Annotated in this window: 17 protein-coding genes and 2 pseudogenes; 9 read left to right on the top strand and 10 right to left on the bottom strand. The window is 70.9% G+C overall.

Translation table 11 applies throughout. From position 1 onward, the window contains the following. The 3 genes and pseudogenes from ACIDOCELLA78_RS87580 to ACIDOCELLA78_RS87590 all read left to right on the top strand — a co-directional run. Nucleotides 1-979, top strand: a 979-nt coding sequence (locus ACIDOCELLA78_RS87580) for a GGDEF domain-containing protein (protein ID WP_201728468.1), incomplete at its 5' end; no start/stop codon positions are given. A gap of 32 nt (nt 980-1,011) precedes the next feature. Beyond that, nucleotides 1,012-4,430, top strand: a pseudogene (dnaE, locus tag ACIDOCELLA78_RS87585) (DNA polymerase III subunit alpha). Nucleotides 4,431-4,546: 116 nt separating this feature from the next. After that, the gene (locus ACIDOCELLA78_RS87590) at nt 4,547-5,716 is read left to right on the top strand and encodes an acetyl-CoA acetyltransferase (RefSeq protein WP_201728469.1); all 1,170 of its coding nucleotides are present in this window, start codon (nt 4,547-4,549) and stop codon (nt 5,714-5,716) included. Between the two features lie 79 nt (nt 5,717-5,795). Here ACIDOCELLA78_RS87590 and ACIDOCELLA78_RS87595 read toward each other — a convergent pair whose 3' ends face one another. From ACIDOCELLA78_RS87595 to ACIDOCELLA78_RS87605, 3 genes are all read right to left on the bottom strand, one after another. Further along, nucleotides 5,796-6,551: an SDR family oxidoreductase gene (locus tag ACIDOCELLA78_RS87595; protein WP_201728470.1), complete on the bottom strand. Its 756-nt coding sequence runs from the start codon at nt 6,549-6,551 to the stop codon at nt 5,796-5,798. 25 nt (nt 6,552-6,576) lie between these two features. After that, on the bottom strand, nt 6,577-7,566 hold the full coding sequence (gene denD / locus ACIDOCELLA78_RS87600; RefSeq protein WP_201728471.1) for a D-erythronate dehydrogenase: 990 nt from the start codon (nt 7,564-7,566) through the stop codon (nt 6,577-6,579). Nucleotides 7,567-7,694: 128 nt separating this feature from the next. Next, on the bottom strand, nt 7,695-8,090 hold the full coding sequence (locus tag ACIDOCELLA78_RS87605; RefSeq protein WP_201728472.1) for a cupin domain-containing protein: 396 nt from the start codon (nt 8,088-8,090) through the stop codon (nt 7,695-7,697). Nucleotides 8,091-8,234: 144 nt separating this feature from the next. On the opposite strand from ACIDOCELLA78_RS87605, the gene ACIDOCELLA78_RS87610 reads away from it, so the two are divergent. Beyond that, nucleotides 8,235-9,713 carry an amidase gene (locus ACIDOCELLA78_RS87610; protein ID WP_201728473.1) on the top strand — a complete coding sequence of 493 codons (1,479 nt, stop codon included), beginning with the start codon at nt 8,235-8,237 and terminating at the stop codon, nt 9,711-9,713. A gap of 64 nt (nt 9,714-9,777) precedes the next feature. On the opposite strand, the gene ACIDOCELLA78_RS87615 is transcribed toward ACIDOCELLA78_RS87610, so the two are convergent. The 6 genes and pseudogenes from ACIDOCELLA78_RS87615 to ACIDOCELLA78_RS87640 form a co-directional block, all read right to left on the bottom strand. Further along, a complete protein-coding gene (locus tag ACIDOCELLA78_RS87615) occupies nt 9,778-10,659 on the bottom strand; it encodes a ParB/RepB/Spo0J family partition protein (RefSeq protein ID WP_201728474.1) in 882 nt (293 codons plus the stop codon). Next, nucleotides 10,656-11,447, bottom strand: coding sequence for a ParA family protein (locus ACIDOCELLA78_RS87620; RefSeq protein WP_201728475.1), 792 nt, complete (start codon nt 11,445-11,447; stop codon nt 10,656-10,658). The genes ACIDOCELLA78_RS87615 and ACIDOCELLA78_RS87620 overlap by 4 nt, the downstream gene beginning before the upstream one ends. Then, nucleotides 11,437-12,090, bottom strand: a complete 654-nt coding sequence (gene rsmG / locus ACIDOCELLA78_RS87625; RefSeq protein WP_201728476.1) for a 16S rRNA (guanine(527)-N(7))-methyltransferase RsmG — start codon at nt 12,088-12,090, stop codon at nt 11,437-11,439. Before rsmG ends, ACIDOCELLA78_RS87620 begins: the two co-directional genes overlap by 11 nt. Next, nucleotides 12,087-13,816, bottom strand: a pseudogene (gene mnmG / locus ACIDOCELLA78_RS87630) (tRNA uridine-5-carboxymethylaminomethyl(34) synthesis enzyme MnmG). Before mnmG ends, rsmG begins: the two are co-directional and overlap by 4 nt. Nucleotides 13,817-13,851: 35 nt before the next feature. After that, nucleotides 13,852-15,153, bottom strand: a complete 1,302-nt coding sequence (gene mnmE / locus ACIDOCELLA78_RS87635) for a tRNA uridine-5-carboxymethylaminomethyl(34) synthesis GTPase MnmE (protein ID WP_201728477.1) — start codon at nt 15,151-15,153, stop codon at nt 13,852-13,854. Beyond that, nucleotides 15,150-15,500, bottom strand: a complete 351-nt coding sequence (locus ACIDOCELLA78_RS87640) for a ferredoxin (RefSeq protein WP_201728478.1) — start codon at nt 15,498-15,500, stop codon at nt 15,150-15,152. The genes mnmE and ACIDOCELLA78_RS87640 overlap by 4 nt, the downstream gene beginning before the upstream one ends. Nucleotides 15,501-15,599: 99 nt before the next feature. On the opposite strand from ACIDOCELLA78_RS87640, the gene ACIDOCELLA78_RS87645 reads away from it, so the two are divergent. The 4 genes from ACIDOCELLA78_RS87645 to ACIDOCELLA78_RS87660 are packed head-to-tail and all read left to right on the top strand — an operon-like array spanning nt 15,600 to nt 20,982. Next, nucleotides 15,600-17,654, top strand: a complete 2,055-nt coding sequence (locus tag ACIDOCELLA78_RS87645) for a thioredoxin domain-containing protein (RefSeq protein ID WP_201728479.1) — start codon at nt 15,600-15,602, stop codon at nt 17,652-17,654. A 42-nt stretch (nt 17,655-17,696) separates the two neighbouring features. After that, on the top strand, nt 17,697-18,785 hold the full coding sequence (locus ACIDOCELLA78_RS87650) for an Mrp/NBP35 family ATP-binding protein (RefSeq protein WP_201728480.1): 1,089 nt from the start codon (nt 17,697-17,699) through the stop codon (nt 18,783-18,785). 21 nt (nt 18,786-18,806) lie between these two features. After that, nucleotides 18,807-19,274, top strand: a complete 468-nt coding sequence (locus tag ACIDOCELLA78_RS87655; RefSeq protein WP_201728481.1) for a DNA polymerase III subunit chi — start codon at nt 18,807-18,809, stop codon at nt 19,272-19,274. 49 nt (nt 19,275-19,323) lie between these two features. Further along, a complete protein-coding gene (locus ACIDOCELLA78_RS87660; RefSeq protein ID WP_201728482.1) occupies nt 19,324-20,982 on the top strand; it encodes a tetratricopeptide repeat protein in 1,659 nt (552 codons plus the stop codon). Between the two features lie 24 nt (nt 20,983-21,006). Here the strand turns inward: ACIDOCELLA78_RS87660 and ACIDOCELLA78_RS87665 are convergent, their stop codons facing one another. Then, nucleotides 21,007-22,179, bottom strand: coding sequence for an aminoacetone oxidase family FAD-binding enzyme (locus ACIDOCELLA78_RS87665; RefSeq protein WP_201728483.1), 1,173 nt, complete (start codon nt 22,177-22,179; stop codon nt 21,007-21,009). A gap of 121 nt (nt 22,180-22,300) precedes the next feature. Here ACIDOCELLA78_RS87665 and ACIDOCELLA78_RS87670 point away from each other — a divergent pair, with 121 nt between their 5' ends. Beyond that, a complete protein-coding gene (locus ACIDOCELLA78_RS87670; RefSeq protein ID WP_201728484.1) occupies nt 22,301-23,227 on the top strand; it encodes a LysR family transcriptional regulator in 927 nt (308 codons plus the stop codon). Nucleotides 23,228-23,270: the final 43 nt, after the last annotated feature.

The raw sequence follows: 23,270 nt of genomic DNA on the forward strand, positions 1-23,270 counted from the left end.
GGCAAGGCGCCACATCGTGCCGACGCCGCATGCCTACGAAATCTGCTTCGCCTATCGCCGCGGCAGCGATCTCGAACTCAACGCCTTTCTCGATCGTCACCACCCCGATCTCGACAATCTGACGCCCGCCGCCGCCGATGCCATCCACGCCCGCTTCCTCGCGGACGAAGCCGCGCGCGAAACCATCGATCAGGGGGCGAAAGGCATCCAGGAAGCGGCAGAGGCGCTGGTCAACCACGTCTCCGGCAACCAGAAGGCGCTGAAGGAGTATGGCGACGTTCTGGCAGGCTGGGCCAGCCGGCTCGATCACGAGCCGACCATCGCCAGCCTCGTCGCCGCCGTCGCCGCCCTCACCGCGGAAACCACCCGCGCCGCCGCCCGCAACCGCGCGCTCGAGGAAAAACTCGCCACCTCCGTCCAGCGCATCGCCCGGCTCCGCCAGTCCCTCACCGCCGCCCGCGCCGAAGCGACGACCGATGCGCTCACCGCCATCACCAATCGCCGCGCCTTCGATGCCAAGGCCAAGCGCTTCATCGCCCAGCGCCGGGCGGACGAGCCGCTGGTCGCCTCCGTCGTCCTGTTCGACATCGACAATTTCAAATGGTTCAACGACGTCCACGGCCACCAGACCGGCGACCTGATCCTCCGCCTCGTCGCCCGCCTGCTGTCGGATAGCGTCAAGGGCCGCGACACCGTGGCCCGCTATGGCGGCGAGGAATTCGCCGTCCTGCTCGCCGGCGCCGACCTGCCGTCCGCCGTCTCGGTGGCGCGGCAGATCTGCCAGTCGATGGCGGACCGCAAGCTGGTCAAGCGTTCCTCGCGGCAGGAACTCACCCAGGTCACCCTCTCAGCCGGCGTCGCCGAATACATCCAGGGCGAAACCCTCGCCGCCTGGACCAGCCGGGCCGACGCAGCACTCTACCGCGCCAAGGAACTCGGCCGCAACCGCGTCTGCAGCGACCGCGACCTGCAAGGCTGACCCGCCCCGCCCGGGCGTGCTACACTCAGGGCATGCCACACGCCGATTTCGTCCATCTCCGCGTCCACTCCGCCTATTCCCTCTCCGAAGGCGCGATCAAGCCGGACAAGATCGCCACCATCGCGCGCGACAACGCGATGCCCGCCGTCGCCATCACCGACACGTCGAACCTGTTCGGCTCGATCGAGTTCTCCCAGGCCTGCATGGGCAAGGGCGTGCAGCCATCATCGGCTGCCAGATCGGCCTCGCCCGCGCCGGGCAGAAGCTCCTCCCGCCCGACCCGCTGGTGCTGCTCGCCAGGGATGCCGCCGGCTTCGCCAATCTCTCGAAACTCTCCTCCCGCAGCTTTCTCGACACCGAACCCGGCCTCCGACCGCAAATCAGCCTCGATGCGCTGCGCGACCATCACGAGGGCCTGTTCCTTCTCACCGGCGGCCGCTTCGGCCCGGTCGGCCGCCTGCTCGGCGATGGCCAGCGCCCCGAGGCGGAGCGGCTGCTCGCCGCCCTCGCCGAAACCTTCGATGACCGCCTCGCCGTCGAGCTGGAGCGGCACGACCTGCCGGCCGAGCGCGCGGTCGAGCCCGGCCTGATCGCGCTGGCCGATGCCGCCGGCCTGCCGCTCGTCGCCACCAATGAATGCTTCTTCGCCAGCGAGACGATGCACGAGGCGCATGACGCCCTGCTCTGCATCGCCGAAGGCCGCCTGCTCTCCGAGGCCGAACGCCGCCGCGTCACCCCGCATCACTGGTTCAAGCCAGCGGCGGCCATGCGCCGTCTCTTCGCCGACCTGCCGGATGCCTGCGACAACACGCTCGCCATCGCCCGGCGCTGCGCCATCGCCGCCCCCACCCGCAAGCCGCTGCTGCCGGTCTGCCCCAAGGTCCGCGCGGGCGCGACCGAGGCGGAAACCCTCCGCGCCATGGCCGAGGAAGGCCTGGCACTCCGCCTCGCCGCGATGGGCGCCGACGCGGCGACGGCGGCGAAATACCGCGAGCGCCTCGCCCTCGAACTCGGCATCATCGAGCAGATGGGCTTCCCCGGCTATTTCCTGATCGTGGCGGACTTCATCCAGTGGGCGAAATCCCAGGGCATCCCGGTCGGCCCCGGCCGCGGCTCCGGCGCCGGCTCGCTCGCCGCCTGGGCGCTGCTGATCACCGATATCGACCCGATCCCCTTCAACCTCCTGTTCGAGCGCTTCCTCAACCCCGAGCGCGTCTCGATGCCGGATTTCGACATCGATTTCTGCCAGGAACGGCGCGACGAGGTGATCGCCTATGTCCGCCGCGAATACGGCGCCGACCGCGTCGCCCAGATCATCACCTTCGGCAAGCTCCAGGCCCGCGCCGCGGTGCGCGACGTCGGCCGCGTGCTCGGCCTGCCCTACGGCCAGGTCAACAAGGTCGCCGAAATCGTGCCCAACAACCCGGCCAAGCCGATCCCGCTGGCCGAGGCGGTCGAATCCGAACCCCGCCTGCGCGAGATGCGCGAAACCGACGAGGCGGTGAACCGCCTGATCGAGATCGCCACCCAGGTCGAGGGGCTCTACCGCCACGCCTCCACCCATGCCGCCGGCGTCGTCATCGGCGACCGCCCGCTCGACGAGCTGGTCCCGCTGTATAAAGACCCCCGCGCCGACATGCTCATCACCCAGTATTCGATGAAGCATGTCGAGCAGGCCGGCCTCGTGAAGTTCGACTTCCTCGGCCTGACCACGCTGACCATCATCAGCCGCGCATTGAACTTCCTCGACGGTCTCGGCACCCCGGTCGACATCGCGAAGATCCCGCTCGACGATGCGAAAACCTACGAAATGCTCTCCCGCGCCGAGGCCGGCGGCGTGTTCCAGCTCGAAACCCAGGGCTTCCGCGACGTGCTGCGCCAGATGCGCCCGGACCGGTTCGAGGACCTGATCGCCGCCGTCGCCCTCAACCGCCCGGGCCCGATGGCCAACATCCCCGCCTATTGCGCCCGCAAGCACGGCGAAGCCTGGGAAAGCCCCGACCCGTCGATCCACGACATCCTCTCCGAGACCTACGGCATCATGGTCTACCAGGAGCAGGTCATGCAGATCGCCCAGAAAATGGCCGGCTACAGCCTCGGCGCGGCCGACCTGCTGCGCCGCGCGATGGGCAAGAAGATCCGCGCCGAGATGGAGGCGCAGCGGAAAATCTTCGTCGAGGGCGCGGTCGCGCGCGGCACCGCCGAAGAAAAAGCCGTCGAGGTGTTCGAGCTGATGGCGAAATTCGCCGATTACGGCTTCAACAAATCCCACGCCGCCGCCTACGCGCTGGTCTCCTACCAGACCGCCTGGCTGCGCGCGAACCACCCCGCCGCCTTCATCGCCGCCTCGATGAGCCTGTCGCAGGCCAACCACGAGAAACTCGCCGCCCTCAAGCAAGACGCGGTGCGGATCGGCATTCCCGTCCTGCCGCCGGACATCAACGCCTCGGCGGCCGATTTCACCGTCGAACGCCTGGCCGACGGCACGCTGGCCATCCGCTACGCGCTCGCCGCGATCAAGCGCGTCGGCGCCGGCGCGATGCAGGACGTGGTGCGCGCCCGTGCCGGCCGCCCCTTCGCCGACCTCGCGGATTTCGCCGCCCGGGTCGATCCCCGCGCGCTGAACAAGGCGCAGATCGAGCAGCTCGCCCGCGCCGGCGCCTTCGACCGGATCGACCCCAACCGCGCCCGCGTCGCCGCCGGCGCCGAGCTGCTGGTCCGCCGCGCCCAGGCCGAGGCCGAGGCCCGCGCCTCCGGCCAGATCAACCTGTTCGGCGACGCCGCCGCCCCCGAACCCCTGCCCCTGCCGGACGTGCCGGACTGGCCCGCCTTCGAACGCCTCAGCTTCGAGGCCGAGGCGGTGGGCTATCACCTCACCGCCCACCCGCTCGATGCCTACGACACCGTGCTCCGCCGCCTCGGCGTCACCCCATCGAACCTGATCGAGGCGCGGGCGAAGGCCGGCATCGGCCGGGTCAAGCTCGCCGGCGCCGTGGTTGGCCGCAAGGAGCGCACCACCCGCACCGGCAGCCGCATGGCCTGGGTCATGCTGTCCGACCAGGCCGGCGGCTTCGAGGTCACGCTGTTCTCCGAACTCCTCGCCACCGCGCGCGAGCGGCTCGCCGAAGGCGCGATGCTGCTCGTCACCGCCGATCTTCGGCTCGATGGCGAAAGCCTGCGCGTCACCGCGGTCGATGTCGAACCGCTCGACAAGGCAGCGGCGAATGCCGGCGCGGGGCTGCGCATCACCGTCGAGACGCGCGATGCGCTCGGCTCGATCCGCGCGCTGCTGGAGCGCGAGGGCCGCGGCAAGGGCCGCGTGCTGCTCGCCCCGCGGATCGACACCGCCGCCCGGCTCGACATCGCGCTGCCCGGCGGCTTCAACGTCTCGCCCCGCCTCGCCCAGGCGATGAAAATGATCCGCGGCGTCGCCGAGGTGGCGGAGCTCTGATCCGCCATCTTGCCCTCGCCCGCCGGCGCGTCCCATACTCGCTCAAACGCCGCGCGCGGGCGCGGCCCATAATCGGAAAACTGCCGCGCGCGAGCGCGGCATGCGAGGAGACCGCCATGACCACCACCGCCATCGCCGGCTGGGCGCACACGCGCTTCGGCAAGTCCGACAGCCCCGATCTCGAGGATCTTCTGGCCGAGGCCGCCACCGGCGCCATCGCCCATGCCGGGATCGACCCGAACGAGATCGACGCCGTGTTCGTCGGCAATTTCAACAACGGCTTCACGAAGCAGGATTTCCCCTCCTCGCTGCCGATGCAGGCTATCCCCGAACTCCGCTTCAAGCCGGCGACGCGCTATGAAAACGCCTGCGCCTCCGGCTCCGCCGCCATCCATGCGGCGCGCGATTTCATCGCCGCCGGCCGCGGCCGCATCGCGCTCGTGCTCGGCGGCGAAAAAATGACCGCCTGCCCCAAGGAACAGGTCGGCGAAAACCTCCTCGGCGCCTGCTACCGCCGCGAGGAGGGCGACATCCAGGCCGGGTTCGCCGGCGTGTTCGGCCGCATCGCCGAGAGCTATTTCCAGCGTTTCGGCGACCAGTCAGACGCCCTCGCCGCGATCGCCGCGAAAAACCACCGCAACGGCGTCGACAATCCCTACGCGCAGATGCGGCGCGATCTCGGCTTCGAGTTCTGCCGCCGTGAGTCGGAAAAAAATCCTATCGTCGCCGGTCCGCTGAAGCGCACCGACTGCTCGCTGGTCAGCGACGGCGCCGCGGCGATCATTCTCACGGACGAAGACACCGCCCGCGCCCTTCCCCAGGCGGTGCGCTTCCGCGCCGCCGCCCATGTGAATGATTTCCTACCGCTCTCCCGCCGCGACCCGACCCGGTTCGAGGCCGGCGAACGCGCCTGGGCGCGGGCCTTCGCCGAAGCCGGCCTCACGCTCGACGACCTGTCCTTCATCGAGACGCATGACTGCTTCACCATCGCCGAACTGATCGAATACGAGGCGATGGGCCTCGCCCCGCGCGGCCAGGGCGCGCGCGCCGTGCTGGAGGGGATCACCGCGCCGGATGGCCGCCTGCCGGTCAACCGCTCCGGCGGGCTGAAATCCAAGGGCCACCCGGTCGGCGCCACCGGCGTGTCGATGCATGTGATGGCGGCGATGCAGCTCACCGGCACGGCGGGCGACATGCAGCTCCCCCGCGCCGACCTCGCCGGCATCTACAACATGGGCGGCGCCGGCGTCGCCAACTATGTCTCGATCCTTGACCGCCTGAACTGAGACCGCCTGAACTGACGGTTTCCCGAACCAACCGCACCCGACCCGCCTCGCGCCGGGCCGGGTGCGGGGGACACTGAGATCAGCCGCGGCCGACGAAAGGCATGTTGGTCGCCATCACGGTGACAAACAGCGCGTTGGCGTCCGCCGGCAGCCCGGCCATGTAGACCAGCGTGCGCCCCACCGACTCCACATCCATCGTCGGCTCCGCCTTCATCGAGCCGTCCGCCTGCGGCACGCCGGTCGTCATCCGCCGCGTCATCGGGGTGGCCGCGTTGCCGATATCGATCTGCCCGCAGGCGATGTCATGCGCCCGCCCGTCCAGCGCGATGGTGCGCGTCAGCCCGGTGATCGCGTGCTTGCTCGCGGTATAGGCGGCCGAGCCCGGCCGCGGCACATGCGCCGAGATCGAGCCGTTATTGATGATCCGCCCGCCGCGCGGCGACTGGTCGCGCATCATCCGGAACGCGGCATTGGCGCAGAGAAACGCGCCGTCGAGATTGACCGAGATGACGTGCCGCCACTGCTCCCAGGTCATGTCGCCGAAATTGGTGGTCGGCACGTTGTTGCCGGCATTGTTGAACAGCAGGTCGAGCCGCCCGAACCCCGCCGCCACCGCCGCGAACAACGCCTCCACCGATGCGGGATCGGCGATATCCGCCGGGAACGCCTCGGCCTTCGCGCCCACGTCCGCGCCCGCTTCCGCAATCGTCTCCTCCAGCGCCTCGCGCCGCCGCCCGACCAGCGCCACCGTCCAGCCATCGGCAAGCAGCGCGAGCGTTGCCGCCCGCCCCACGCCGCTGCCGGCACCCGTCACCATCGCGATCCTGCTCATCATCCCGCTCCCGTCCCGTTGCGCGCCGTCAGCCCGGCAGCCGGCCGCCAAGCTCATCCTCGATATGCACGCGGATGATCTCGTCGAATGTCGTCTCCGCCGCGAAGCCGAGCGTCTTCGCCCGTGTCGCGGTGAAATTCTCCGGCCAGCCGGAGACGATCCGCGCGATGGTCGCATCGGGCTCGCGGCGGATCAGCTTCACCGCCCGCTCGCCGGCCACCCGCCGCAGCGCCTCGATCTGCTCGCCCACGGTGGCCGACAGGCCAGGCAGGTTCAGCGTCCGCCGGTTGCCGAGCGGGGCGAGATCCATCGACGCCGCGCGGACCAGGAACCCCACCGCCGCGCGCGGGCTCGCATGCCAGTGCCGCACGCTCTCCTCCACCGGCAGCACCGCCTCCTGCCCCACCAGCGGCTCGCGCAGGATGTTGGAGAAGAAGCCCGAAGCCGCCGCGTTCGGCTTGCCCGGGCGGATGCAGATGGTCGGCAGCCGGATCGCGACGCCGTCCATGAAGCCGCGCCTCGTGTAGTCGTTGAGCAGCAGCTCGCCGATCGCCTTCTGCGCGCCATAGCTGGTCAGCGGCGCGCAGAAGAACTCGTCGTCGATCACCTCCGGGAAGGGCGCGCCGAACACCGCGATCGACGAGGTGAACACCACGCGCGGCCGATAGGGCGCCTTCGCCGCCTCGGCCCGGATCGCCTCGAACAGGAAGCGGGTGCCGTCGAGATTGATGCGATATCCCTTGTCGAAATCCGCCTCCGCCTCGCCCGAGACGATGGCGGCGAGATGCACGATCACCTCCGGCCGCGACGCGACCAGTGCGGCGGCGACGCCCGGCGCCGAGAGATCCGCCGCCTGGCAGGACGCCGTGCCCGCAAACCCCGCCGGCGCCTCCGGCGCGAACACGTCGACCAGGCTCAGCGCGCCGACCGGCTTGCCCTCCAGCGCCCCGTCCGCCGAGATCCGCGCCGCCAGCTTGCGGCCGAGCATGCCCCCGGCCCCGATGATCATCACCTGCATTTTCGCTCCGTTCCTCCCTTGCCGCGTCCCGCCCGCGCCGCGAAAGCCGTCCGCGGCGGGCAATTTGTCCTTTTAAATATATTCCTCAATTCCACTGGCCCGCAACCGCGCAGATGACCCCGCCGCGGTCAACGGCGATATTCGGCGTCCGTCACCTGTTCGAGCCAGGTGACCGGCGATCCTTCATGCCGCTCCTGGATCGCGTAATGGCTCATCCCGGTCGTCGGCGTCGCCCCGTGCCAGTGCCGCTCGCCGGGCGCGAACCACACCACGTCGCCCGGGCGTATGTCCTCGACCGGCCCGCCCTCGCGCTGCACCCAGCCGCGCCCGGCGGTGACGATCAGCGTCTGCCCCAGCGGATGCGTATGCCAGGCCGTCCGCGCCCCCGGCTCGAACGTCACATGTGCCGCCGACACTCGCGCCGGCTCCGGCGCCGTGTTGACCGGGTCGATCCGCACCGATCCGGTGAAATAGGCCTGGGGCCCCGGAGTAGAGTCCCGCTCTCCGCTGCGCCAGATGTCCATTGTTCCGCTCCCTTGTCTGTCCGTCCCGGTGTGCCCAGAAGAGCAGGCCAGCGCCGCCCCGGCAAGCCTGCGGGGCGGCTTGACCGTTTCCGCCGGCTGGCGCGTTATCGCGGCCGAACCCGAGAACGAGGATGTCCGCCCGCAATGACCGACCCCTGCGACCTGCCCGCCACCGAAGCGCGCCGCCTGATCGGCGGCCGGAAACTTTCCCCCGTCGAGCTCACCGAGAGCTGCATCGCCCGCATCGAGCGTGTCGATCACGCGGTGAACGCCATGGTCGCGCGCGATTTCACCCGCGCCCGCGCCGCCGCCCGCGCCGCCGAGGCCGCGGTGATGGCGGGCAACCGCCTGCCGCCCCTGCACGGCCTGCCGCTCGGGGTCAAGGATCTCGAAGATACCGAGGGCCTGCGGACGACCTATGGCAGCCTGATGTTCAAGGACAATATTCCCAAGGCCGATCAGGGCTTCATCGCCACGATCCGCGCCGCCGGCGGCATCGTCCTCGGCAAGACCAACACGCCGGAATTCGGCGCCGGCGGCAACACCCGTAACCTCGTCTACGGCGCCACCGGCAACCCGTTCGAGCCCACGAAATCCGCCGCCGGTTCCTCCGGCGGCTCGGCCGTCGCCCTGGCGACCGGCATGGTCCCGCTCGCCACCGGTTCGGACATGGGGGGCAGCCTGCGCAACCCGGCCGCCTTCTGCGGCATTGTCGGCATGCGCCCCTCGCCCGGCCTGTTCCCCTCGGAAAAGCGCCTGCTCGGCCCCTCCGGCCTCGGCGTGCTCGGCCCGATGGCGCGCTCGGCGGCCGATCTCGGCCTGATGTTCGACGCCACCGCCAGCTACGATCCGCGGGACATGCTATCAGCACCGCTCTCGCCGGACGAGGCGACGAGCCGCGCCGCCGCCGATCTCGGCACGCTGCGCGCCGCCTTCACCGCCGATTTCGGCTTCGCGCCGACCTCGCGGCAGACCCGCGCCCTGTTTGCCGACCGCACCGCGCGCCTCGCCCCGCTCTTCGCCACCGCCGAGGATGCAACGCCCGACTGCCGCCATGCGGACGAAACCTTCGCCATCCTCCGCGCGGTGAACTTCCTCGCCTCCTTCGGCGCCACCTACCGCACCGCACCCGAGCGCCTCGGCCCCAATGTCCGCGCCAATGTCGAGGAAGGGCTGGGCTACACCGCCGCCGATGTCGCCCGCGCCCTGCACGCGCAAACCGCGCTCTACTGGGCCTGGCAGCATTTCTTCACGACGCATGATGTGCTGATCGCGCCCGCCGTCACCATCCAGCCCCGGCCGTGGACGGAACTTTTTCCTGCCGAAATCGATGGTGCAGGAACGAAATCCTACTATCACTGGCTGGCGCTGGCCTATGCCGTCACCCTCGCCGGCCATCCGTCGCTCTGCCTGCCGCTCGGGACGGATGAGCACGGCATGCCGTTCGGCGTGCAGATCATCGGCCGCCGCCATGCCGACCGCGCGGTGATCGAGGTCGCGAAAGCGATCGAGGCCATCGGCGCGGCCACCGGGCCCGAACTCACCCGCCCGGTGCCTGACATCGGCAAGCTCGCCGCCGCCCGCCCGATCAGCGGGATGGACGGCTTCCTCGCCATGGGCTGAACCGGCGAAGCTGTCGCACGTTCCGGCCCACCCGGGTCGGGGCGTGCTCCATGGTATTGATACTCTAATCGCCCCCGCCGCGCAGCAGCCGCAGAATGCCATCGAGCTGGTCGAGATCCCGGTAGAACAGCGAGACCGAGCCGCTCGTCCCGTCATACGTCACCTTGACCCGCAGGCCGAGCGCGCCGGCCAGCTCGGCTTCGAGGTTGCGCGTCACGCTGTCATCCTTGAGGTCGCGCGGCGCGCGCTCGGGCTTCGGCGCCAGCGCGGACTGAACCAGCGCCTCGGTCTGCCGCACCGAAAGCCGCTTCGCCGCGATCACCCGCGCCGCCGCCTCGGGGTCGGGGTGCTGGAGCAGGGCGCGCGCATGGCCGGCGCTCAGCTCGCCCTTGCGCAGCGCCGTCTGCACCGGCACCGGCAGGTTCAGCAGCCGCATCATGTTGGTGACATGCGGGCGCGATTTCGCAACCGCCCGCGCCAGATCCTCCTGGATCAGCCCGAATTCCTCGACGAGGCGGCGATACCCCTCGGCCTCTTCGAGCGGATCGAGATCCTGCCGCTGAAGGTTCTCCACCAGCCCCGCCGCCATCGCCTCGCTGTCGGTCAGGACACGAACCAGCACCGGCACCTCGTGCAGGCCGGCGCGCTGCGCCGCCCGCCAGCGCCGCTCGCCGCCGATGATCTCATACTGCCCGGGCTTCCCCGGCATCGCCCGCACCAGCAGCGGCTGCAACACGCCCTGCGTTCTGAGCGATTGCGCCAGCTCTTCGAGCGCCGCTTCGTCCATCGCCCGGCGGGGCTGGAACGGCCCCGGATGCAGCGAGGCGACCGGCAGATGCCGCACCCCCTCGCCGGTAATGGCCTGTCCGGCCGCCGCCACCGTGCCGGGCCCGAGCAGCTCCGCCAGCCCCTTGCCCAGCCGGCGCGGCATGTCCCGCCCGCTCACAGACTTGCCTCCGCCACGGCCTGCCGCTGCAGGAATTCGGCCGCGAGCGACACATAGGCCTGCGCGCCCAACGAGCGGAAATCGTAGAGCAGCACCGGCTTGCCATGGCTTGGCGATTCGGTGATGCGGATGTTGCGCGGAATCGCGGTGTCGAACACCCGCGCGCCGAAATAGGCCCGCACGTCGTCCGACACGGCCTGGGCGAGATTGTTCCGTCGGTCCAGCATGGTCAGCACCACCCCTTCAAGCGCCAGGCCCGGATTGAGCGAATGACGCACCAGATCGATTGTCCGCATCAGCTGGCTGATCCCCTCCAGCGCGAAGAACTCGCATTGCAGCGGGATCAGCACCGAGGAGGCGGCCACCAGCGCGTTCAGCGTCAGCAGGCCAAGGCCGGGCGGACAATCGATGAACACATAACCGAACTGCCCGGCCAGCCCCGGCTCGGCCAGCGCCCGCTGCACCAGCCGCTCGCGCCCCTCGGCGCCGGAAAACTCGATATCGGCGCCAATCAGATCCTCCGTCGCGGGGATGATCAGCAGACCCGGCACCTCGGTCGGCAGCACCAGGGTCGCGGCCGGGGCCTCGCCGGTCATCAATGCATAACTGCCGATGCCGCGATCGCCGGCGGCGATGCCGAACCCGGTGCTGGCATTGCCCTGCGGATCGAGGTCGATCAGCAGCACGCGCTCGCCGGTCGCGGCCAGCGCCGTCGCGAGGTTGATGGCGGTCGTGGTCTTGCCGACGCCGCCTTTCTGGTTCGCAATTGCGATTATCTTAGGTTGCACGGCGTAACTCGCTGATGCGGAAAATCGTGGCCCCGGGCTCGGTCAGGCTCGGGACATGTTCGGCTTTCATGTGCCAGTTCTCGGCCGTCGCGGTCAATTCGGACATCGCCGAACGCCCCTTGAGAAACACGCATTTCCCGCCAGGCGCGAGTAACGGCGCGGCATAGAGAAGCAACTCGGGCAGCGGCGCGAGGGCGCGGGCGGTCACCAGTTCAACCGGATCGAGCCGCGCCTGCTCGATTCGCACCGGCAGCACCGTGGCGGCGAGCTTGAGTTCGGCGATCGCCGTTTGCAGGAACGCCGCCTTGCGCCGGTCGGATTCGATCAGCGTGAAGCCGATCTCCGGCCGGGCGATCGCCAGCACCAGCCCCGGCAACCCGCCGCCGGAGCCGAGATCCGCCGCGCGGAACGCCCCCTGCGGGAGCATCGGCAACAGCTGGAGCGAATCGAGAATGTGCCGGTTCCAGATTTCCGCGGGCCCCGCATCCTTGCGCGAGACGAGATTGATCCGCGCCGTCCAGCGCAGGATCAGCGCGGCATAGGCCTCAAGCCGCGCCAATGTTTCACGTGAAACATAGGTCTCAATCCGGACCAATGTTTCACGTGAAACATTGCCCACGCCGCCGCCGCCCGCGGCGCTCATGCCGCGACCGGGCGCGGCCGGCGCAGGGCGGCGAACAGCGCCCCCAGCGCCGCCGGGGTCATGCCCTCCAGCCGGCCGGCCACACCCAGGGTTTCCGGGCGCACCCGTTCCAGCCGGGCGAGGATCTCGGCGGACAGCCCGCCAACGGCGCCATAGTCGAAATCCGGCGGGATCAGCACCGCGTCATCCTTCGCCCGCGCGCGAATCTCGCTCTCCTGCCGCGCCAGATATCCCTCATAAAGTCGGTCCGCCGCGACGATCGCCGCCGCCCGCGCCCCGCCCACGCCGCCGCCGCGCACCGCCGCAAGCTCGGCCTCAAGGGCCGCGAACGCCGCGCGCCGCGCCGCACCGACGCAGCCCCATTCGCACCCGCGCGGCGTCAGCCGCAGATCGGCATTGTCCGCCCGCAGGCTCAGCCGATGCTCCGCCCGCGAGGTAAACATCCGGTAGGGCTCGCTGACCCCCGCGTCACCAGATCATCCACCAGCACGCCGATATAACCCTCGTGCCGCCGCACCGTGACCACCGGCCGCCCCGCCGCAACCCGCGCGGCGTTCACCCCAGCCAGCAGCCCCTGCGCGCCCGCTTCCTCATACCCCGTCGTGCCGTTGATCTGCCCGGCGAGAAACAGCCCCGGCACCTTCTTCAGCGCCAGCGCGTGGCTCAACTCGCGCGGATCGACATAATCATATTCCACCGCATAGCCCGGCCGCAGCAGCACCGCGCGGGACAGGCCCGGCATGGTGCGGATGAACGCCTCCTGCACCGCTTCCGGCAGGCTGGTCGATATGCCGTTGGGGTAAACAGTCTCGTCCTCCAGCCCCTCCGGCTCCAGAAACACCTGGTGCCGCGGCCGCTCGGCGAACCGCACCACCTTGTCCTCGATCGACGGGCAATACCGCGGCCCCGCACCGTCGATCCGCCCGCCATACACCGCCGAGCGGTGCAGATTGGCGTTGATGATCGCATGGGTCTCCGGCGTCGTCTCGCTGATCCGGCAGGAGATCTGCGGATTGCCGATCCGCGCGGTCAGCAGGCTGAACGGCGCCGGCTCCGCCTCGCCGCGATCTTCGGGCAGCGCCTCCCAGTCGATCGAGCGCCGGTCCAGCCGCGCCGGCGTGCCGGTCTTGAGCCGGCCCAACGCCAGACCCAGCCCGCGCAGCCGCGCCGACAGCGCGTTCGACGCCGCATCGCCAACCCGGCCGCCTTCCTCCATGCGCTCGCCGAAATGCAGCACCCCGCGCAGGAAGGTGCCGGTGGTCAGCACCGCCGCCCGGCAGGCGATGCGCACGCCCTCACCGGTGATCACCGCCGCCAGCGCGCCATCCGCCGCAAGCTCCAGATCCGCCGCCTCGCCTTCGAGGATGCTCAGCCCATCCTGCGCGGCGAGCAGCGCCTGCACCGCCGCGCGATACAGCCCCCGGTCGGCCTGCGCGCGCGGCCCCCACACGGCCGGCCCCTTGCTGCGGTTGAGCATCTTGAAATGAATGCAGGCGGCATCGGCGGCGCGGCCCATGATGCCGTCCAGCGCGTCGATCTCGCGGACCAGATGCCCCTTGCCGATCCCGCCGATCGCCGGGTTGCACGACATCTCGCCAATCCGGTCCCGCCGGTGGGTCAGCAGCAGGGTCGCCGCCCCCATCCGCGCCGCCGCCGCCGCCGCCTCGGTGCCGGCGTGGCCGCCGCCGATCACCACAACATCGAACATCTCGCGCAAGCTCGTCATGCGCGGGCCTATAGCACCATTTGCCGGATGGAAGGCTATTTGCCGATGCAGAAGCTGGAAAATACCTGATCCAGCACGTCCTCGACGCCGATCGTCCCGGTCAGCCGGGCCAGCGCCGCCGCCGCCGCCTGCAATTCCTCGGCCCGCAATTCCGGCACGCCGACCGCCAGCGCCCGGTCCAGCGCCTGCGCGACATCGCGCAGGCAGGCGATCTGCCGCGGCCGCGGAAGCGCCGGCCCGGCGCCGCGCTCCACCAGCGCCTCGACCCGCGCGCGCAACGCCGCCAGCAGTTCCTCCAGCCCGGCGCCGGTCTTCGCACTCACCGCCAGCATGCGCTCCGGCACCGCGCCGCCCAGATCCGCCTTGGTCGCCACCCAAAGTGCGGGCACATCCGACGGCGCGTCCGGCAGCGAAAAATCGGGCGCGGCACCACAGAGGAGCAAAAGATCAGCCCGGCGCGCATGGGCCTCGGCGCGGCGCACGCCCTCCGCCTCGATCGCGTCGTCCGATCGCCGCAGCCCCGCCGTATCCACCAGCCGGACCGGAACCCCGCCGAGGTCGAGCCGCACGCCGATCGCATCCCGCGTCGTCCCCGGAATGTCGGAGACGATCGCGACCTCCTCGCCGGCAAGCGCGTTGACCAGGGTGGATTTGCCGGCATTCGGCGCGCCGAGCACGACGATCTCCACCCCCTCGCGCAGCCGCTCCGCCGCGAGCCCGGCGCCGATGGCGGCCGCGATGTCGTCGCGCAGCCCCGCCATCGCCGCCAGCATCGCGGCCTCGACATCCGCCGGCAGGTCTTCATCGGCGAAGTCGATCAGCGCCGCGAGCTGCGCCATCAGCCCGATCAGCGACTCCCGCCAGGCGCCGACCGCCCGGCTCATCGCCCCGCCGGCAAGGTCGAGGGCGAGTTGCCGCTGCGCCTCGGTCTCGGCGTCGATCAGATCGGCGATGCCCTCGGCCTCCAGCAGATCGAGCCGGCCGTTGAGAAAGGCGCGGCGGGAGAATTCCCCCGGTTCCGCCGGCCGCGCGCCCAGGGCGAGCAGGGCGGCGGTGATCGCCGCGCGCACCGCCCGGCCGCCATGCAAATGGAATTCGGCATAATCCTCGCCGGTCACGCTGGCCGGGCCGGGAAACCACAGCAGCAGCCCGCGATCGATGAGCCCGCTCCGCTCATCGCGAAAATTCCGCAGGCTGGCGCGGCGCGGCGCCGGCAGGCCGCCGGCCAGCGCCCCGATCACCCGCGCCACCCCCGTCCCGCTGAGGCGAAGGAGCGAAATCGCGCCGCCGACGCCGCTCGCCGGCGCGAAGATCACGTCGGGCGGAGCGAACCTCATTTCGCCGGCGCGACCTCGCCCGGCAGCATCAGTTCGGCGACCGGGCGGCCGCCCTGCACATCCTCGGTCAGGATGCGGTCCACCGCGTCGCGGTCCGGCACGCGATACCAGCGGCCCGCCGGGTAGATCACCACCGTCGGCCCGTGCTCGCAGCGGTCGAGACAGCCAGCGGCGTTGATCCGCACGCCCTGAAGCCCGAGTTCCTTCGCGCGAGCCTTCATGTAGTCGCGCAGTTTTTCCGATCCCTTGCCGCCGCAGGAGCCGCGCTGATGGCCCTCCGGCCGGTGATTGCCGCAGACGAAGACGTGATGGGTGAAATACGGCGGCTGTGCCGGAACATCATTCATGTCGTTCAGCTTTCATATCAATCTCGGGATGAGCCCTCGCGTTCGGGCGCCGGACTGCTATCTACCGGAGCAGCAACGCTTCAGAAAGACCGCAGTTCCATGTCCAGCACGCTCGACCGCAACACCCTCGCCGACGCCACCTCGCCCTATCTGCTCCAGCACGCCGACAATCCGGTGCACTGGCAGATGTGGTCGGACGCGACGCTGGCCGCGGCGCGGGCGGAGAAAAAACTCATCCTGCTCTCGATCGGCTATGCCGCCTGCCACTGGTGCCACGTGATGGCGCATGAGAGCTTCGAGGACACGGCGACGGCGGCGCTGATGAACCGGCTCTATGTCAACATCAAGGTCGATCGCGAGGAACGGCCGGATATCGACGGCATCTACATGTCCGCGGTGCAGGCGATGGGCGAGCAGGGCGGCTGGCCGCTCACCGTGATCATGACGCCGGATGGCGCACCGATCTTCGGCGGCACCTATTTCCCGCCCGAGCCGCGCTGGGGCCGGCCCTCGTTCCGGCAGGTGCTGGAAATGGTCGCCGACGCCTGGAGGAAGGACGGCGAGAAATTCGCCCGCAGCGGCGCCTCGCTGCTCAGGCGCATCGCCGCCCATGCCGAGCTGAAGCCCGGCGCGCCGATCGCCCCCGGCGATCTCGCGGCGGTGACCGAGCGGTTCCTCGGCATGGTGGACTGGGAGGAGGGCGGGCTGCGCGGCGCGCCGAAATTCCCCAACGCGCCGATCTTCCGCTTCCTCTGGGGCGAATACGCCCGCACCGGCCGGCACGAGGCGGGCGCGGTGGTGGCGCTGATGCTCGCGCGGATGGCGCAGGGCGGCATCTGCGACCATCTCGGCGGCGGCTTCGCCCGCTACGCCACCGATGAAAGCTGGCTGGTGCCGCATTTCGAGAAGATGCTCTACGACAACGCGCAGCTGCTCGACCTGCTCGCCCTCGCCCATGCCGCCGAGCCGGACCTGCTGCTCGCCGCCCGCGCCGAGGAGCTGGTCGAGTGGCTGCGGCGGGACATGCGGGCGAAGCACGACCCCGCGCCCGACGGCACGCTCGCCTTCGCCGCCTCGGAGGATGCGGATTCCGAGGGCGAGGAAGGCAAATTCTATGTCTGGACGCGCGAGGAGATCGCATCCGTGCTCGGGGCGGACATGGCGCTGTTCGAGGATCACTACCCCTGCCCCGCCGCCGGCAACTGGGAGGGCAAGCTGATCCTCACCCGTGCGACGCATCCCGAACACCCCGAAACCGAGGCGCGCCTCGCCGCCCTGCGCGCCCGCCTGTTCGCCGCCCGCGAAGGCCGGGTCCGCCCCGGCTGGGACGACAAGATCCTGGCCGACTGGAACGGCCTCGCCATCGCCGCCCTGGCGCGGGCGAGCGCGGTGTTCGCCCGGCCGGACTGGCTCGATCTCGCCATCGCCGCGCACGGCGCCGTCACCGCCCTGCTCGGCCGCGCCGATGGGCGGTTCGACCATGCGATCCGCCGGGGCAAGATCTCGGCCTCCGGCCTGCTCGACGACCAGGCGGCGATGCTGCGCGCCACCCTTGCTCTCTACCAGGCGACCGGGCGCGGCGCCTATCTCGACCAGGCGGAGCGGGTCGCCGCGGCGACGCTCGCCGCTTTCGGCGACGGCCAGGGCGGGCTGTATCTCACCGCCGCGGACGCGGCCGACCTGCCCGGCTCCATCCGCCCCCGCGCCTCGTTCGACAACGCGACGCCGTCCGGCGCCGGCCTGTTCGCCGAGGCTCTGGCGATCCTGCATCACCTGACCGGCAATCCGGCGCATCGCGACGCGGCGGCGGCGCTGATCGCCTCGCATACCGGCGAGCGGCGGGCGCTGTCCGCCTTCCCCACCCTGCTTGCCGCGGCGGCGCTGCTGGAGGAAGGCGCCAGTGTGGTCATCCTCGGCGATGCGGCCGATCCGCGCTTCGCGGCACTGCATCGCGCCGCCCTCGCCCAGTTCGACCCGGCGGTGGTGGTGCTGCCGGTGGGCGACGCCGCCGCGCTGCCGGAGGGCCACCCGGCGCATGGCAAGAGCGCCGCCGAACCCGCCGCCTTCGTCTGCCGCGCCCAGACCTGCTCGCTGCCGGTGAGCGATCCGGCGCTGCTGCGCGGGCAGATTTCCCAACGCGCCGGCGTGGCGTAAACCCGACCACAGGCTGACCCAGAGGCTGACAAGGACAGAATCATGGCTGCGATAGATGAAACTGCGGTGCGCGCGCGCATCGGCGCCTTCCGCACGGCGGAGGGCGCGGGCATTCCCGCCGGCATGGTGGACAGCGTCGCCACCCGCGAGGGGCTGGTGCAGGTGGCGCTGATGGTGGCGAAGGCGGATGCCGCGCGGCAGGAACCGATGCGCCGGGCGCTGGAGGCCGATCTCGCCGCGATGCCGGGCGTGCGCAACGCGACGGTGATGTTCACCGCCCCGCGCGCCGCCGCCCCGCAGCCGCAAGCCCAGACGCAGGCGCAGGAACCCGGCACGCTGCTCGGCCAGGTGGGGTCGATCGTCGCGGTCGCCTCCGGCAAGGGCGGGGTCGGGAAATCGACCGTCGCAGTCAATCTCGCGGTGGCGCTGGCGCGGCAGGGCAAGCGGGTCGGCCTGCTCGATGCCGATATCTACGGCCCCTCGCTGCCGCGCATGCTCGGCACGAAGGGCAAGCCAGAGATGGCGGGCAACAAGCTGGTGCCGATCGAGGCCTGGGGGCTGAAGGCGATCTCGATCGGCCATGTCGTCGAGGAGGAAACCGCGATGGTCTGGCGCGGGCCGATGGTGCTCAACGCGCTGACCCAGCTGATGACGCAGGTGGCCTGGCCCGAGCTGGATGTGATGGTGCTCGACCTGCCGCCCGGCACCGGCGACGTGCAGCTCACCCTCGCCCAGCGGCTGAAGCTCGCCGGCGCGGTCATCGTCTCCACCCCGCAGGACATCTCGCTGCTCGATGCGCGGCGCGGCATCTCGATGTTCCGTCAGGTGCGGGTGCCGATTCTGGGCGTGGTCGAGAACATGAGCTTCTTCTGCTGCCCGAATTGCGGCACCCGGACCGATATTTTCGGCCATGGCGGCGCCGAGGCCGAGGCGGTGCGGCTCGGCGTGCCCTTCCTTGGCGCGGTGCCGCTGCTGGCGCCGATCCGCGAGACCTCGGATGCCGGCACGCCGATCGCTGCCAGCGCGCCGGAGAGCGAGGCCGGGCGCGCCTTCGCCGCGGTGGCCGATGCGGTGGCGGCGGGGCTCGATGGCGCCGGGACGGCGCGCGGGCCGCGCATCGTCATCGAATGAGACGATGGCGCGCGTAAGACGATGGCGCAGGTCGGCTTCTACCACCTGACGCGCACCGGGCTGGACGCCGCCCTGCCCGCCCTGCTCGCCCGCACCCTCGCCGCCGGCGCACGAGCGGTGGTGCGCGGCACCGATCCCGCCCGGATCGAGGCGCTGGACGCCGCCCTCTGGCGCGCGCCGGGGGTGGACTGGCTGCCCCACGGCACCGCGGCGATGGGTCATGGCGCGGCGCAGCCGATCTGGCTGACCACCGGCGAGGATGTGCCGAACGGCGCGCGGTTCCTGTTTCTGGTGGATGGGGCGACGGCGGCGCTGGAGGGTTTCGAGCGGGTGTTCGACCTGTTCGACGGCAACGATCCGGACGCGGTGGCGGCGGCGCGGACGCGCTGGAAGGCGGCGCGCGCCGCCGGCCACGCGCTGACCTACTGGCAGCAGGGCGAATCCGGCTGGATCAGGCAGGCGGAGGTCGCGCCGGAAACCCCGCGTTAAACTTTTCATGCGAGGGTCCGAGGCTCGACGACCAAGAGGGTCCCCGCCGATGGATGCACACGCCAGACAGATGTTCGAGGCCGGCAATCAGGCCGTTGCCGCGGGACGTCACGAGGAGGCCGCCGCCCTCTTCGCCGCCTGCCTCGAACGGGCGCCGGCCCAGCCGGAGGCGTTGCTGAACCGCGCCAACGCGCTGCAGCTGTCGGGCCGGCCGAAAGAGGCGATCGAGGCCTATCTTGCCTGCGTGCGCGCCGCGCCGCGGCTCGGGCTCGCTTATTGCGGCATGGCCGAGGCGCTGCGGCAGCTCGGCCTGTTCGAGCAGGCCAAGGCGATGGCACTCGAAGGCGTCGCGCAATTGCCGGAGAATATCGATGCGCTGATCTGCCTCGGCGGCAAGCATTTCGATCTCGGCGAATTCAGCGAGGCGGCGCGGGTCTATGGCGAGGCGCTGGCGCGTAGCCCGCTGCATGCCGGCGTGCTGAACAATCTCGCCAACGCGCTGCATTGCCTCGGCGAGGTCGGCGCGGCGCTGGTGATGCACGAGCGCTGTTATCGGCTGGAGCCGGGCAACGCGACCTGGCGCTACAATCTTTCGCTCACCCTGCTGGCGGCGGGCGATTTCCGGCGCGGCTGGGCCGAGCACGAATGGCGCGGGCGCGAACCGGTTGCCGCCGAGGCCGGCCCCGCGTGGCGGGGAGAGGATCTGGCCGGCCGCCGCATCCTGCTCGTCGCCGAGCAGGGGCTGGGCGACACGCTGCAATTCGTCCGCTATGCGCCGCTGGTCGCCGCGCGCGGGGCGGAGGTGGTGCTGGAGGTTCCGCCGGAACTGGCACGGCTGGTGCGGGGCATGGACGGCGTCGCCGAGGTTGTCGCGCGCGGCAGTGCTACGCCGCGGGCCGACATGCACGCCCTGCTGATGAGCCTGCCCTGGCTGTTCGGCACCACGATCGAGACGATTCCGGCGACCATCCCCTATCTCGCCCCGCCCGATGCGCTGCGGGCGGACTGGGCGGCGCGGGTCGGGGATGAGGCGAAGCTGCGGGTCGGCCTGGTTTGGGCCGGTGGCTCAAGGCCCGACGACATCAATTGCGAGGTGATCGACCGGCGGCGCTCGATCGGCGATCCCGCGCTGCTCGCCCGGCTCGCGGGCATCGGGGGGGTGCGGTTCTACAACCTGCAGAAGGACCGCACGGGGCTGCCGGCGGCGCTGGAGGCGGTCGATCTCATGGGCGAGGTGACGGATTTCGCCGACACCGCGGCGCTGGTCGAGCAACTCGACCTCGTGATCGCGGTGGATACCTCGGTGGCGCATCTCGCCGGCGCGCTGGGCACGCCGGTCTGGATGCTGTCGCGGCGGGACGGGTGCTGGCGCTGGATGCAGGACCGCGCGGACTCGCCCTGGTATCCGGGCATGCGGATCTATCGCCAGACGACCCAGGGGGACTGGGCCGGGGTGCTCGACCGCGTCGCCGCCGATCTGCGCGCCTTCGCCGCCGCCCACACTCCCGCCCGCAAGCCCGCGCCGCGCCGCGCCGACCCGGCCGCCGCCGGTTCGGCGGCGGATGCCGGCCCCAAGACGGCACCGGCGCTGGGCCGGGCGACGATTACCGGCGCGGGCAATGCGCCGATCCTCGGGGCGGGCAATGCGCCGATCCTCGGGGCGGGCAATGCGCCGATCCTCGGCGGGCCGGCGCGGGTGACCGCCTGAACGACGCCGGGCTGATCCTTCCGGTCAGGCCGCGCTGCCGGCGGCCCAGCCGCTGGCCCAGGCCCACTGGAAATTGTAGCCGCCCAGCCAGCCGGTGACATCCACCGCCTCGCCCACCACGAACAGGCCAGGCACGCGCGTTGCGGCCAGGGTGCGCTGCGACAGATCCGCCGTGTCCACCCCGCCGGCGGTGACCTCCGCCTTGGCGTAGCCCTCGGTGCCGGCGGGCACGATTGTCCAGGATTTGAGCCGGGCGGCGAGATCAAGCAGCGCGCGATCGGCCAGCGCGGCGATCGGGCCGGGCGGCAGAGTGGCGGGCAGGAATGCGTCCGCCATGCGCTGCGGCATCACCCCGCCGAGCAGGGTGCGCAGCGCGGATTTCGGCGCCTCGCGCTTGCGGCGGAGCAGGAAGTCGGGGCTTTCGTCGGGCAGCAGGTCGATGCCGATTTCCATGCCGGCGCGCCAGGCAGTCGAGACCTGAAGGATGGCGGGGCCGGACAGGCCGCGATGGGTGAACAGCATGGCCTCGCGGAAGCGGGCGCGGCCGCAGGCGGCGACGACCGGCTGCGAGACGCCGGCCAGCGGGGTGGCGCGGGCGCGCTCCTCGCCCTCCAGCACCAGCGGCACCAGCGCCGGAAGCGGCTTGACGATGCGCAGGCCGAAGCGGGCGGCGAGATCGTGAGCGAAGCCGGTTGCGCCGAGTTTCGGGATCGACAGGCCGCCGGTGGCGAGAATCAGCGATCCGGCGGCGAACGGGCCGGCCGAGGTGGCGAGGCGGAAGCCCGGCGCGCCGCCGACCTCGGTGATGGTGCAACCGGTGCGGATCTCGACGCCGGCGGCGGCGCATTCGGCGAGCAGCATGGCGACGATGGCGCGGGCCGACCCGTCGCAGAAGAGCTGGCCGAGCGTCTTTTCATGCCAGGCGATGCGGTGGGACACGATCATGGCGAGGACATCGCGCGGCCCGAACCCGGCCAGCGCCGAGGCGCAGAACCGGCGGTTTTCCGAGAAGAAGCGGTCGGGCGCGGTGTGGATGTTGGTGAAGTTGCAGCGCCCGCCGCCGGAAATCAGGATCTTGCGGCCGGGTTCGGGCGCATGGTCGAGCACCAGCACGCTGCGGCCGCGCCGGCCGGCGGCGATCGCGGCCATCAGCCCGGCGGCGCCGGCGCCCAGAATGATCACGTCGAACTGCCGCATCCCTGCTCCCGAGCATCAACCGCATCCAAAATCTCCGCCCGCCATAACGCAGGACAGCGGCGGCGCAAAAATTTGGAATGCTTAATTTGCTCGAATGAAAATTAAGCGTTACTTTGGAGAAATGTTGAATATCACGCTTCGCCAGTTGCGCGCCGTGGCGGCACTCGGCCGGCACGGTTCGGTGACGCGGGCGGCCGGCGACCTGCACGTTTCGCCGCCGGCGGTGACGCTGCAGATCAAGGCGGCGGAGGACCAGCTGGGCGTGCCGTTGGCCGAGCGCTCGACCGGCAGCATGGCGCTGACGGCGGCCGGACGGCTGGTCGCGGAGGCCGCGGCGCGGATCGAGGCGGTGCTGCGGGAGACCGAGGCGGGCATCGCGGCGCTGAGCGGGGCCGAGCGCGGGGCGGTGCATGTCGGCATCATCAGCACGGCGAAATATTACGCGCCGCGCGCCCTCGCCGCCTTTGCCGCGGCGCATCCGGGCATCGAATTGCGGCTGACGGTGGGCAACCGGGACGAGATCATCACCGGCCTCGCGCAGCACGATGTCGACCTCGCGATCATGGGGCGGCCGCCGACCGACATGAAGGTGATCGCCGACCTGATCGGCGATCATCCGCATGTGGTGATCGCGCCGCCCGGCCATCGGCTCGCGGGGCGACGGGACGTGCCGCCGGAGGAGCTGAACGCCGAGGTGATGCTGACGCGCGAGGCGGGCAGCGGCACGCGGCGGCTGATGGAGGCCTATGCCGCCGCCGCCGGCATCGCGCCGCGCCTTGGCATGCAGATCAGCAGCAACGAGACGATCAAGCAGGCGGTGATGGCCGGGCTCGGCATCGCCTTTCTCTCGGCGCACACGATCGACGCCGAATTGCGCGATGGCCGGCTGACCCGGCTCGATATCAGGGGCACGCCGGTGATCCGCCAGTGGTTCGCCGTGCATCTCGCGGAGCGGACGATGATGCCGGCCTCGGCCGCGCTGCTCGGCTTCCTGCGCGAGGCCGGCGCGGCCTTCATGCCAGGCGCTGCCACCGCAAACGCCGGGTAGGCGGGCCTGATTGATGCGGCGCCGAACTTCGTTCATGGATAGC

The sequence above is a fragment of the Acidocella sp. C78 genome, assembly GCF_907164655.1.